This window comes from Nocardia amamiensis NBRC 102102, assembly GCF_001612745.1.
GTDB lineage: Bacteria > Actinomycetota > Actinomycetes > Mycobacteriales > Mycobacteriaceae > Nocardia > Nocardia amamiensis.
The window spans coordinates 15,246-27,522 of sequence record NZ_BDBA01000183.1; the positions used below are offsets into that span (position 1 = coordinate 15,246).

13 protein-coding genes and 1 pseudogene are annotated in these 12,277 nt (G+C 69.8%); 6 read left to right on the forward strand and 8 right to left on the reverse strand.

Translation table 11 applies throughout. The annotated features are described in order from the left end of the window. Positions 1-4: 4 nt before the first annotated feature. From NA4_RS28805 to NA4_RS28820, 5 genes are read right to left on the reverse strand one after another with little or no spacing between them, the layout of a single operon-like run. Entirely contained in the window at positions 5-352 is a 348-nt protein-coding gene (locus NA4_RS28805) for a YbaB/EbfC family nucleoid-associated protein (RefSeq protein WP_067476939.1), read from the reverse strand. After that, positions 349-504, reverse strand: a complete 156-nt coding sequence (locus tag NA4_RS40850; RefSeq protein ID WP_157129368.1) for a hypothetical protein — start codon at positions 502-504, stop codon at positions 349-351. Before NA4_RS40850 ends, NA4_RS28805 begins: the two co-directional genes overlap by 4 nt. Further along, complete coding sequence (locus NA4_RS28810; RefSeq protein WP_040774756.1) at positions 501-842, reverse strand: hypothetical protein; 342 nt, start codon at positions 840-842, stop codon at positions 501-503. The genes NA4_RS40850 and NA4_RS28810 overlap by 4 nt, the downstream gene beginning before the upstream one ends. Then, positions 839-1,951: a C40 family peptidase gene (locus NA4_RS28815; protein ID WP_067476942.1), complete on the reverse strand. Its 1,113-nt coding sequence runs from the start codon at positions 1,949-1,951 to the stop codon at positions 839-841. The genes NA4_RS28810 and NA4_RS28815 overlap by 4 nt, the downstream gene beginning before the upstream one ends. A gap of 4 nt (positions 1,952-1,955) precedes the next feature. Then, the gene (locus NA4_RS28820) at positions 1,956-2,267 is read right to left on the reverse strand and encodes a hypothetical protein (RefSeq protein WP_245671632.1); all 312 of its coding nucleotides are present in this window, start codon (positions 2,265-2,267) and stop codon (positions 1,956-1,958) included. Between the two features lie 153 nt (positions 2,268-2,420). On the opposite strand from NA4_RS28820, the gene upp reads away from it, so the two are divergent. Next, positions 2,421-3,044, forward strand: a complete 624-nt coding sequence (gene upp, locus NA4_RS28825) for a uracil phosphoribosyltransferase (RefSeq protein WP_067476945.1) — start codon at positions 2,421-2,423, stop codon at positions 3,042-3,044. Between the two features lie 250 nt (positions 3,045-3,294). Here the strand turns inward: upp and NA4_RS28830 are convergent, their stop codons facing one another. Both NA4_RS28830 and NA4_RS28835 read right to left on the reverse strand, forming a co-directional pair. Continuing rightward, positions 3,295-4,791, reverse strand: a complete 1,497-nt coding sequence (locus NA4_RS28830; protein ID WP_067476948.1) for a phospho-sugar mutase — start codon at positions 4,789-4,791, stop codon at positions 3,295-3,297. Further along, the gene (locus tag NA4_RS28835) at positions 4,792-5,571 is read right to left on the reverse strand and encodes a purine-nucleoside phosphorylase (protein WP_067476978.1); all 780 of its coding nucleotides are present in this window, start codon (positions 5,569-5,571) and stop codon (positions 4,792-4,794) included. A gap of 124 nt (positions 5,572-5,695) precedes the next feature. Here NA4_RS28835 and NA4_RS28840 point away from each other — a divergent pair, with 124 nt between their 5' ends. The 3 genes from NA4_RS28840 to NA4_RS28850 all read left to right on the forward strand — a co-directional run bounded on the left by NA4_RS28840 (position 5,696) and on the right by NA4_RS28850 (position 9,187). Then, the gene (locus NA4_RS28840) at positions 5,696-6,394 is read left to right on the forward strand and encodes an enoyl-CoA hydratase-related protein (protein ID WP_067476981.1); all 699 of its coding nucleotides are present in this window, start codon (positions 5,696-5,698) and stop codon (positions 6,392-6,394) included. A gap of 292 nt (positions 6,395-6,686) precedes the next feature. Beyond that, positions 6,687-7,928, forward strand: a complete 1,242-nt coding sequence (locus NA4_RS28845; protein ID WP_084497519.1) for a M20 family metallopeptidase — start codon at positions 6,687-6,689, stop codon at positions 7,926-7,928. Between the two features lie 95 nt (positions 7,929-8,023). Next, positions 8,024-9,187 (forward strand): M20 family metallopeptidase, encoded by a 1,164-nt coding sequence (locus NA4_RS28850; protein WP_067476983.1) that lies wholly within the window; start codon positions 8,024-8,026, stop codon positions 9,185-9,187. Between the two features lie 377 nt (positions 9,188-9,564). Here the strand turns inward: NA4_RS28850 and NA4_RS28855 are convergent, their stop codons facing one another. Next, positions 9,565-10,041: a gamma-glutamylcyclotransferase family protein gene (locus NA4_RS28855; protein WP_067476954.1), complete on the reverse strand. Its 477-nt coding sequence runs from the start codon at positions 10,039-10,041 to the stop codon at positions 9,565-9,567. A 174-nt stretch (positions 10,042-10,215) separates the two neighbouring features. Between NA4_RS28855 and NA4_RS28860 the strand changes: the two genes are divergently transcribed. Both NA4_RS28860 and NA4_RS28865 read left to right on the forward strand, forming a co-directional pair. Next, positions 10,216-11,619, forward strand: a complete 1,404-nt coding sequence (locus NA4_RS28860; RefSeq protein ID WP_067476957.1) for an NAD(P)H-quinone dehydrogenase — start codon at positions 10,216-10,218, stop codon at positions 11,617-11,619. A 378-nt stretch (positions 11,620-11,997) separates the two neighbouring features. Further along, positions 11,998-12,277: pseudogene (locus NA4_RS28865) on the forward strand (hypothetical protein); the annotation flags it as partial.

A 12,277-nucleotide genomic window follows, 5' to 3' on the forward strand; every position in this document is an offset into this window, starting at 1 on the left:
CGCGTCAGGCACTATCCGGCCCGCCCCCATTCGTCGCTCCGGGCGGCTGCCCGGCTGGGACGAATGACTCGTTCAGTGTCGCAACGACCTTGGACCGCTGTGCGCCGGCGTCCTCGGCGGCCTGCCTGCACGCCCAGACGATCAACTGTCCGACCTCGGCGGGCGGCAGCGACGTGACCGATTCCGCCAACGTCAGACCCACCAGTGCGCCATCGCTGTTCACCTCGACGCCAACGGCGCCGTCTTCGCTGGTGAACCGTCCGCGCACCCGCCCGAGCCCGTACAGCGCCGCCTCCAGCGCCTCCAGCTTCTGGGTCGCCGACGAGACCAGGGCGTCCATCTCAGCGCTCATGCCTTCGCCTCGCTGGCGCTCAGCTCCGGCATGACCGCGAACGCGGCTGTGTCCATGATTCGCTCGCTTCGCTCTCTCATTGCCTTCGCCTCGCTGGCGCTCGGCTCCGGCATGACCGCTAATGCGGCTGTGTCCTTGATTCGCTCGTTCACACCGGCCTCATCCAGCTCGTCGGTCCCGTGTCCGCGTCGTCGATCCGGTCGAGTTCGTCCACCGCCTGTTGGCGGGTGGGCAGGCCGAGCCGGTCGAGGATGTCCGCGGGCATGCCCGCTTCGGCCAGGAGTTCGCGCCGCCGCGCCCGGGCCGCGATGGCGGAGCGCTGGGTGAGCCGCAGGATCTCGTTGGCGAGTGACTGTGCGCCGTAGCGGTATTCGCTGCGCTCGAACTTGATCTCCACCGGCATGCCCTGGTCGGTCGCTCGCACCGAGATGGTGCCCGACCGGTTGCTGCTGGCGGCGACGGTGACGTTGGGGACTTGTGGTTGGGTCATGCTGTCGGCCTATAGAAACCGTAGAAATCCATGCCTGAGTTCTCCGTTCGAATCGAGCCGATCTGGACCGGGTCGCCCGCCTCGACCAACTGCCCGTTGCCGATCACCATGGCCACGTGGCCATCCCAGATCGCGAGGTCGCCGGGCATCAGGTCGCCCGGGGACACCGATGTGGCCCCGTTGCCCTGCTCGGCCGCGAGCCGGGGCAGGTCGACGCCCGCTTCGCCGTAGGCGAACTTGGTGAGCCCGCTGCAGTCCAGCCCGGCGCCGGGGGTGTTGCCGCCCCAGACGTAGGGGGTGCCGACGGCGCCGATCGCCGAGCGGACCGCCGTGGCGGCCTGCTCGTTCGGCGCCTCCACGACGCTGCCGTCGGGCAGCGCGATCTGCACGCCCTTGCCGTTGTCGGGCATCCCCGGCGAACCGGTGTCGGGCTGGGGCACGCCCGGAGTGCCCCGCGTGGTACCCGGAGTTCCGTTGGGGCGCGGTGAGCTCATCGCGGTGCTCATCATCTGGCCCGCGCCGGTGAGCACACCGGACGCGGTGGAAACCAGCTGCTGGACGCCGGAGGCGGAGGCGGCGACGGGCAGTCCGGCGGGCGGCGGGGTCGGTGGTGGCGGGGTCAGCTCGTTCATCGACGCGGTCTGCGTGTGCAACTCGTTCTGCACCCGGCCGACCACGTTGAGCGCTTGGCCCAGATGGTCGATCGCCGAGCCGACCAGCACCGTCAACCCCTGCGGCGTCGCCAAGGCCGGGCCCATGCTCGCCGCAGTGTTCACGAACGACTGCGCGATATCGGTGAGCTCTTTCTGGCCCGTCTCCACCTCGACGGCGGCCTGGTTCACCACGGTGGCCATCTCATTGCCGCGATCGGAGATGGTGGCCGCGGAGGTCTGCACACGCAGCGCCTTGGCGGTGGCGGCGTCGGCGGCGCGGCCGTCCCACGCGGCGTTCATCCCGTTGATGCTGTCGCGACCCATCTGGTGGATCTGGTCGACCACGGTCGAGGTGCTGCGCAGCGCGTCGGTGGGACCGCCTGCGGGCAGCACGCCGGTGCCGAAGCTGGCGAGCAGGTCCAGGATCGGTTTGGCCAGCGCGTTGATATCGATCACAGGCTCACTCCAGTTCGGTGGCCGCGCTCTGCAGCGCGGTCGCGGCGGAGGTGTCGGTCTCGGTGAGGACTGTCGCCGCGCCGGTGGCCGCGCCACCCATGCTGGTCAGCACCGCCGACAGCTGGCCGATCGCGGCGATGTGCCCGGCGTGCGCCGCCGTATAGGCCGCCATGAAATCGGCGCCGATGAGTCCCATGATCGGGCCTAGCAACGCGGGCTCCGCCGCGGCCGCGCTGACCCCCGCCGCCGCCATCTCGCCCGCCATGACGTGGGCGGTCGCACCGTAGGCCGCGATACCCTCCGTGTCCGCAGACATCTTTCGCATCAGAGCTTCCCCCATCTGTTGTTCCCAGGCAGAGTACGTCATCCACTTGGTTCGACGCGCGCTGTTCCGGTTCGGTTCCGCCACTTCGGAAAAAAGTCGGGCCGGATTCGCCGGCGCGCCCGCGATCGACCTTATCGTTCCTTCATGCGCACCCACACCGTGGACCATCCACTCGTCGCCGCCCTGCTCACCACGATGCGGGACGAGCGCACGGCGAATCCGGCTTTCCGTGCCGCACTACGTGATCTGACCGGAATCCTGATCTACGAGGCGCTGCGTGAGGCGCCGGTCGAGCATTTCCCGATCGTGACGCCGGTCGCCGCCACCGAGGGCGTCCGGCTGGCGCGGCCGCCGTTGCTGGTTCCGGTGCTGCGCGCCGGGCTCGGCATGATCGACGCAGCTGCCGAGCTGATTCCCGACGCCAGGATCGGATTCGTCGGCCTGGCCAGGGACGAGAACACCCATCTGCCGGCGCCCTACATGGAATCGCTGCCCGCCGATCTCGCCGGGTTCCCGGTCTTCGTGCTCGATCCGATGCTGGCCACCGGCGGCTCGATGCGCTACACCCTCGAACTGCTCGCGGCGCGCGGCGCCACCGACATCACCGCGGTGTGCGTCGTCGCGGCCCCGGAAGGCATTGCGGCGCTGGAGGCATCGGGGTTGCCGGTGCGCTTGGTCACGGCGGTGGTCGACGCGGGACTGAACGAGAACGCCTTCATCGTGCCCGGCCTCGGCGACGCGGGCGATCGGCAGTTCGGCCCACGCTGATCCGGCGCGGGAACGTGAACCGGTGCCACTTCGGAAGCTGGTGCAGCGCCGACCGACTGTCTTCGGTCCGTGCTGACCCGGTTCGGGACTGCACCGCGGCGTGCGTCGGCGCGGACCCGGAAGGCTTTGCCGTGCTGGCATATCCCGTATGCCCTGCGACCGACCGCGCCGGGGCAACCGCGAACGCATCGTGCCGGGTCTCGGCGACGAGGGCGGTCGACCGTTCGACCCAACGACGACCCGCGCGGAATCAGAGTGCCAGGCAGAACTCGCGCAGTGCCGAAAGGCGGACGCGTGCAGCGGTTCGCGCGGCCGGAAGATCGGCGTGCGAGCCGACCGGCTCGACCACCTCCAGGTAGCACTTGAGTTTCGGCTCGGTGCCGGAAGGACGCACGACCAAGCGGGACGAGGCGCCCTCGAAGATCAGGGCGTCGGTACGCATCCGGCCGCGTACCTGGAGCTGGTCGGTGTATTTCACCGGCTCGCAGGCGATCTCGTCCGGCGGGTTCGCCCGCAGGCGCTCGACCACCGCAGCGGCTTCGGCGGCCGACGCCAGCCGCAGCGCCACCTGATCACCCGCGTGCAGGCCGAATTCGACCGCGTAGTCGTCGAGTTCGTCGTTCACGGTGCGGCCTGCCGCCTTCAGCCGGGCGACCAGGTCGGCCACCAGCACCGCGGCGGAGATGCCGTCCTTGTCCCTGACCTTCGCCGGGTCGACGCAGTGGCCGATCGCCTCCTCATAGGCGTACACCAGTCCGTCGCCCGCGCGGGCCAGCCACTTGAAGCCGGTGAGGGTCTCCGCGTAGCGGCCGCCGCGCGCCGGAGCCAGCTTGGACAGCAGGCGCGAGGACACGATCGTCGTCGCCACGAGCGCGCCTGCCGCGGCGGTGCGCAGCACGCAGTCCCCGAGCAGCACCCCGGTGTCGTCGCCGCGCAGCATCCGCCAGGTGCCGTCCGGCCGCGGAACGCCCACCGCGCAGCGGTCCGCGTCCGGATCGAGCGCGATGGCCACGTCGGCGCCGATCCGGGCGGCCAGTGTGAGCAGCAAATCGGTGGCGCCGGGTTCCTCCGGATTCGGGAACGCGACGGTGGGGAAGTCGGGGTCGGGCTCGAATTGCTCCTCGACCGCGTGGATGTCCGCGTAACCGGCGGCGGTGAGCGCTTCGACGGCGAGTTCGCCCCCCACGCCGTGCAGCGGGGTGAGCGCGATCCGGATACTCGCGCGCTCGCCTGGACCGCCGATCAGGGCGGGCAGTTCGGCGACACGACGCAGGTAGCGTCGCACCATATCGTCATTCGCGGGGGCCACTGGCGCACGATGCACCGGCTCGGTGACCTGCTCGATGCAGCGCTCGATTTCGGTGTCGGCCGGGGCGATCAGCTGCGAGCCGCCGTCGAGGTAGACCTTGTAACCGTTGTCGGCAGCCGGATTGTGCGATGCCGTGATCTGCACGCCGGCGACCGCGCCGAGTTCACGCACCGCGTACGCGACCACCGGCGTCGGCAGCGGGCGCGGCAGCAGCGTCACCGGGAAACCCGCGCCGGCGAAGATCTCCGCGGTCGCCGTGGCGAACTCGGCGGACCCGTGCCTGGCGTCGCGCCCGACGACCACGGCACCGCCGCCGAGACAGCGGCCGCGCAGCCAGTCGACGATCCCCGCGCTCGCCCTGGTCACCGTGGTGACGTTCATGCCGTCCGGACCGTCGCGCAGCGGGCCGCGCAGCCCGGCCGTGCCGAAGCGCAGCATCTACACCCGTTCCAGCACGGCGCGCAGCAGCTTGCCCAGGCGCGGTGCGGCGGCGTGTCCTTCGGCGAGCACCTCGGCATGGGACAGATGAGCACCCGTGACGCCCGCGGCCGAGTTGGTGACCAGCGAGATGCCGAGCACTTGCGCGCCGAGCGCGCGGCAGGCGATCGCCTCCAGCACCGTGGACATACCGACCAGGTCCGCGCCGATCGTGCGCAGCATCCGGATCTCGGCGGGAGTCTCGTACTGCGGACCGGTCAGGCCCGCGTACACGCCCTCGGTCAGGCTCGGGTCGACTTCTCGGGCCAGCGCCCGCAATTCGGGGTCCCACGCGTCCACCAGATCGACGAAGGTGGCGCCCGCCAGCGGCGTTCGGCCGGTCAAATTGAGGTGATCGCTGATCAGGACCGGTTCGCCGACCCGGAGACCGGAACGGATGCCCCCTGCGGCGTTGGTCAGCACGACGATTTCCGCCCCCGCGGCGATCGCCGCCGTCACCGGATGCACCACATCGGCGGGCTGGTAGCCCTCATAGAGATGCTGGCGGCCCATCAGCAGCAGCACCGCGGTGTCGTCCACCTGGACCGAGTGGACCATGCCGACGTGGCCCTGCGCGCTCGGCGTCCCGAAACCGGGCAGCTCCGGCATCGGCACCGACGCCCGCGGCGCCCCGATCTCGGCGGCCGCGTCCTGCCAGCCGGATCCGAGCACCACCGCGACCCGATGGCGTGGCACTCCCGTACGTTCGGCGATCGCCTCAGCGGCCTCTTGGGCAAGCATGATCGTCACTCTAGCGCCAGGTCGGTGGACGGATGGGTTGTCCAGGGGAGCAGACGTCGTGCGGGCCGCACTGGAGTCCTACCCGCGAGTAGGACTTTCCGCGGCCGCCGGATACGCTGCACGCATGCCGTATCTGGAACGTGAAGGGGAAGTGTTCGTCGTCTACCTCGGCGCCGAGGGACAGACCGACAGTGAGAACCGCTTCCACCCGGACTGGATCGACGAGGTCCACGCACTGCTGGACAAGGTGGAGGGCTCCGAGGGGCCCGCCGCGCTGGTGACCACCGCGACCGGCAAGTTCTACAGCAACGGCCTGGACACCGATTGGCTGTTCGGCAACATGGACAAGGTGCACGGCTACCTCGACCGCGTGCACTCGCTCTACACCCGCCTGCTCGGCTTCCCGCTGCCGACCGTCGCGGCGGTCAACGGCCACGCCTTCGGCGCGGGCGCGATGCTGGCCACCTCGCACGACTTCCGGGTGATGCGCGCCGACCGCGGCTTCTGGTCCCTGCCCGAGGTGCACCTGGGCATGCCGTTCACCGTCGGTATGAACGCCCTGCTCACCGAGCGGCTGAGCAACCAGGTCTGCGTGCAGGCGATGACCACGGGACACCGCTACTCGGCCGACGAGGCGATCGCCGCGGGCATCGTGGACGGCAGGGCGGACGAATCCGCGCTGCTCGCGACCGCTATCGGGCGGGCGGCCGCCTTGGCGGGCAATCGCAAGCCGAACCTGCCGGTGATCAAGCGCGCACTGCACGCGAAGGCGCTGGCCGGACTCGCGGTGCCGACTACCCCGGAGAATCTGGCCTTCGGCTGACCCCTCTTCGCCGTAGCGTGCGTTGGACTGCGCACGCCTCGCCAAAGGCACTCCCACCCAAAGGACGCACCCAGGTCGTGCGGCTTCGGCCTAGGTGACCACACCGGCCCGACCCTCGCTTTCGAGCGCAGCGAGATCGAGCATTGCCGTTCGCGGCCCGCGAGCCACAGATGGGCCGCGAACACGCCGCGACGAAGTCGCGGCCAAACAAGCACAGCCGCGAACACGCGGCGCCGCAGGCGCCGCAAATCAGGCAGAGCCGGTTTGCTCACACAGTGCGAGACTGTGTTGCATGCCACCTCCGCGCAGCGGGCACGACCGATTGCACCGCGACGACCACGCTGTGGGTTCGGATGACGCGGCTGGCCGCAGCGACGCGGCGATCACCGCGGCGTCCGCCGAGCTGATCGCGCTCTCGCACGCGATCCACGCCGAACCGGAGCTGGCGTTCGAGGAGACGCGCAGCGTCGCCAAGACCATCGCACCGCTGGCCGAGCGCGGTTTCCAGATCGAGTCCGGTGTCGCGGACCTGCCGACGGCCTTCCGCGCCAGCTATGGCAGCGGGCCGCTCACGGTGGGTCTCTGCGCCGAGTACGACGCGCTGCCCGAGATCGGGCACGCGTGCGGCCACAATGTCATCGCCGCTTCCTCGGTGGGTGCGGCGCTCGGCTTGGCCGAGGTCGCCGACGCGCTGGGTATCACGGTGCTGGTGTTCGGCACGCCTGCCGAGGAGAGCGGCGGCGGCAAGGTGCTGATGCTGGAGCGCGGCGTGTTCGACGACGTCGCGATGGCGATGATGGTGCACCCTGGTCCGCTCGACATCGTCGGTGCCCGCTCGCTGGCGCTGGCCGACGTGTCGGTGGTCTTCCACGGACGCGAGGCGCACGCCAGCGCGGCCCCTGAACAGGGCCGCAACGCAGGCGACGCGGTCACCGTCGCGCAGGTCGCCCTTGGGTTGCTGCGACAACATCTCCTGCCGGGCCAGCAACTGCACGGTATAGTCGGCGACGGTGGCGTAGCCCCCAACATCGTGCCTGGACGTGCGGAACTGCTGTATTACCTACGCGCAGTCGACTCCGCATCCCTTGATGATCTGACGCGACGAGCGTCGGCTTGCTTCGAGGCGGGCGCCCTTGCGACCGGCTGCACCCACGAAATCCGGACGCTCGCGCCGACGTACACCGAGTTGACCCCGGATCCGGAGTTATTGTTCGCCTACCGCGAGCAGATCATCGGATTGGGACGTGTGCCGCTCGCCTCGGAACTCGAGGCACAACGGCCGCTGGGGAGCACAGACATGGGCAACGTGACCAATGTCATCCCGGGCATTCACCCGGTCATCGGCATCGATGCCGGTGGTGCGGTGACACATCAGCCAGGCTTCGCCGCGGCGAGCGTCAACGCCTCGGCCGATCGCGCGGTCCTCGACGGTGCGCTCGCGCTCGCGCGTACCGCGATCAGGGTCGCACGCGATGACATGCATAGAGACAGGTTGTTGCAACGGCTAGTTCAACGACAGGAGGACATTCGGTGAGCACAACCGGCCGTTCGGCGGCGCAGGCGACGGGTTCGACAGCGGGCGCCCGCGTAGTCACGGAAGGCCTCGGGAGCTCCGCGGTGTCGGAGACCATGGGAGCCGGGCGGGAAGCGGTGGAGTCGTGGCTGGCCGATCACACGGTCGACCTGGTCGGGTGGCGCAGGCACATCCACGCCAACCCGGAACTGTCCCGCACCGAGTTCGGCACCACCGAGTTCGTCTCGGCCTGGCTGACCAAGGCCGGCCTGTCGCCGCAGGTCCTACCTGGCGGCACCGGTCTCGTCTGTGACATCGGCCCCGAGGGTCGCCGGATCGGTCTGCGCGCCGACATCGATGCGCTGCCGCTGCAAGAGTTCACCGGACTGAGCTTCGCCTCCACCGTGCCGGGCGTGTCGCACGCGTGCGGCCACGACGCGCACACCACGATCCTGCTCGGCACGGCGCTGGCCCTGGCCGAGGTGCCCGACCTGCCGGTCGGTGTGCGGCTGGTCTTCCAGCCCGCCGAGGAGATCATGCCGGGCGGTGCGATCGACGTGGTCGCCACCGGCGCGATGGCGGGACTAGAGCGGATCTTCGCGTTGCACTGCGATCCCCGTCTGGAGGTGGGCCGGGTCGGCATCCGCGTCGGCGCGATCACCTCGGCGGCCGACACGATCGAGCTGGTCCTGGACTCCCCGGGCGGCCACACCTCACGCCCGCACCTGACCAGCGACCTGGTCTACGCGATCGGCACCGTGATCACCGGCCTGCCCGGCCTGCTGAGCCGCCGCATCGACCCGCGCACCAGCACCGTGATGGTGTGGGGCGCGGTGAGCGCGGGCAAGGCGCCGAACGCGATTCCGCAGACCGGCATGCTCACCGGCACCATCCGCACCGGCGATCACGACACCTGGTCGTTGCTGGAGCCGATGGTGCGCGAGATCGTGGACGGGCTGCTCGCCCCGACCGGCGTGCGCTACCAGCTCAACTACCGGCGCGGCGTGCCTCCTGTGGTCAACGAGGAGCACTCCACCCGCATGTTCGAGGACGCGATCCGCGCGCTCGGTCCCGACGCGCTGGCGGACACCATGCAGTCCGGCGGCGGCGAGGACTTCTCCTGGTACCTGGAAGAGGTGCCGGGCGCGATGGCCCGCCTCGGTGTCTGGTCCGGCGAAGGCGAACAGCTGGATCTGCACCAGCCGACCTTCGACATCGATGAGCGAGCGCTCGCGGTCGGCGTCCGGGTGCTGAGCAATATCGTGCTCAGCTGTGTCTGATTTGCAGCGCCTGCGGCGCTGCGTGTTTGCGGCCCCTGGAAGTCTCGCGTCCGAGCGCCCGAGACTCGCGCCTGCGGCGCATGCGCTTCGGTCGCTCGGACGCGAGACGGGCTCTGTCTGATTTCCATCGCCTGCGGCGCTGGGTGTTTGCGGCCCCTTTGTGGCTCGCGTCCGAGCGGGCGAGACTCGCGCCTGCGGCGCATGCGCTTCGCCCACTCGGACGCGAGCCGGGCCGCGAACGGTGCTCGTAAGACTCGCACCCGACGGGGCCGGGAGTGCGTCGATCGGACAGCGTCGCGTCGGACAGCGGCGTGGTCGACCCCGGGGGCGAGTCTTCGGGTGGGCCATGCCACTGTCGTCCGGCGTGGAACATGTGGTCAGCCGAAGTTGCCCGGCCCCACGTTGCGGCTGTTCCGGGTGCGTAGTTCGTGCACGTAATCCGCTGGCGCGCCTGCTTTCTCGGCAGCGTCCGCGATCACGCCGAGGTAGCGGGCCGATGGCAGTCCGCCCTCGTAGGCGTCCAGTACGTAGAGCCAGGCGAGGGTGGGTTCGCTGTCGCCGTCGGTGTCGCGGGTGACCCGCAGGCGGATCTTCTTGTGGATACCGAAGTCCGAGCCCTCCCAGCGGTCCAGCCGCTGCTCATCCTCCGGGGACACGTCGTAGAGCACGACGAACACCCGGGAGTCCGGGTCCTCGACGACCGTCGCGAGAGGCCCTTCCCAGCCGATGTCGTCACCGGCGAAGGTGAGCCGCCAGCCATCCAACCAGCCCGTCCCGGACATGGGGGAGTGCGGACAGCGCTCGAGCATCTGCGTTGCGTCCATGTTGGACCCGTAGGCGGCATAGATCGGCACTAGCAAAGGGTAGCCAATAACCTTCGCCGACCGCGTTCGATTGCCGCACCTGCGGCGCGGCGCGCGGCGGGGAGCTGCCGCGCACCGGTAACGCGGTCGGTGGTGCGAGGCGGTTGCCGGATAACGTTGACATCGCGCCGGAGATCCCGGCGCGAAGCACGAGCGGAGGTATCAATGACCCGCATCGCGATCATCGGTGGCGGACCGGCCGGCTACGAGGCGGCGCTGGTGGCGGCCCAGCACGGTGCGTCAGTGACGCTTATCGATTGCGACGGCATCGGCGGGGCGTGTGTGCTGTGGGACTGCGTCCCGTCCAAGACGTTCATCGCCTCGACCGGAGTGCGCACCGACCTGCGCCGCGCCCGCGATCTCGGGATCACCCTCGACCCGAATCAGGCGCACGTCCAACTGCCCGAGGTGAACGCGCGCGTGAAGGCGCTGGCGCTGGCGCAGTCGTCGGATATCCGCTCGAAGCTGCAGACCGTCGGGGTGACGGTGCTGGCCGGACGCGGCGAGCTGATCGATCGCGACAGTCGTCTGGCCGCGCACCGGGTGCTCGCCAAGCTGCCCGACGGCGCGCAGCAGACCATCGAGGCCGAGGTGGTGCTGATCGCGACCGGTGCCAGCCCCCGCGTGCTCCCCGGCGCCGAACCGGACGGCGAGCGCATTCTCAACTGGCGTCAGCTCTACGACCTGGAGGAGCTGCCGGAGACCTTGGTGGTGGTCGGCTCCGGCGTGACGGGCGCCGAGTTCGTCTCCGCGTACACCGAGATGGGCGTGCGGGTGAAGCTGGTCTCCAGCCGCGACCGCGTGCTGCCCCACGAGGACGCCGACGCGGCGCTCGTGCTGGAGGACGCGCTCGCCGAGCGTGGTGTCGAGCTGGTCAAGCACGCCCGCGCGGACGCGGTAGAGCGAACCGCCGAGGGCATCGTGGTCAAGTTGTCCGACGGGCGCACGGTCTCGGGCTCGCACGCGCTGATGACCGTCGGCTCGACACCCAATACCGAAGGGCTCGGACTGGACCGGGTCGGCATCGAACTCGATCGTGGCGGCTATCTGCGGGTTGACCGTGTCTCGCGCACATCGGTGCCCGGTATCTACGCCGCGGGAGACTGTACCGGTCTGCTGCTGCTGGCTTCGGTGGCCGCGATGCAGGGACGGATCGCGATGTACCACGCGCTCGGCGAGGGCGTCAGCCCGATTCGCTTGAAGACCGTTGCCTCCGCGGTGTTCACCCGGCCGGAGATCGCGACCGTCGGGGTCAGCCAGACCGCGATCGATAACGGCGAGGTGCCCGCGCGCACGGTGATGCTGCCGCTGAACACCAACCCGCGTGCCAAGATGTCCAGTCTGCGACGCGGTTTCGTCAAGATCTTCTGCCGTCCCGCCACCGGTGTGGTGATCGGCGGCGTGGTCGTGGCGCCGATCGCCTCGGAGCTGATCCTGCCGATCGCGCTTGCGGTGCAGAACAATCTGACGGTGAACGACCTGGCCCAGACCTTCTCGGTCTACCCGTCGCTCACCGGTTCGGTGACCGAGGCGGCCCGTTTGCTGATGCGGCACGACGATCTGGATTGACGTCGATGTGACCCGCGCTGTGCCGTGTCCGGTATCGGACATCATGCCCCGCGAACACGGGGCTGGCGTGCGGCGCGGGTGGGCTTGTCACCCTTGGCTATTCGCCGCGTTGCTCATTGTGCGCACATATGGTTCACTCCTCGACAGAGATGCGATCGGAGGGCGGTCGCGAGGTTCGGTGCGGGGGGATGGGTTCCTTTCCAAATCGGCACGACGAACGATTCGGGTCGTTCGACGATCGGGCGTCTCACCCAGGGACAACTGAATGCGGCCGACAAGCCGCACCCGGGAAGGGAATTGCAAGTGAAACATCGTAAGCCGAGTCGGGCGCAGCGAGCGATGGCGAGCACCTCGTTGCCACTGGCCACAGCGGCCGCAGTGGCCACTCTCTTCGCGGCGCCGGCGGGGGCGGCTCCCAACGATCAGCCGACGCAGCCGGGCGTCACCGAGTCGCCGAGCACGCCGGAGACCACCCAAGCCGAGCCGAACAAGCCGGAGTCCAACCAGGATCCGCAGAAGCCGGAGAGCAAGCCGACCCCGAGCCAGCCCGGCGTCACCACTCCGGACTCCGACCATGCCGCGCCCGATCAGAAGGACCCCCGACTGGGCGGTCCGACGCAGCCGGGTGTGACCACCCCGCGCGTGGCGCCCCTGCCGG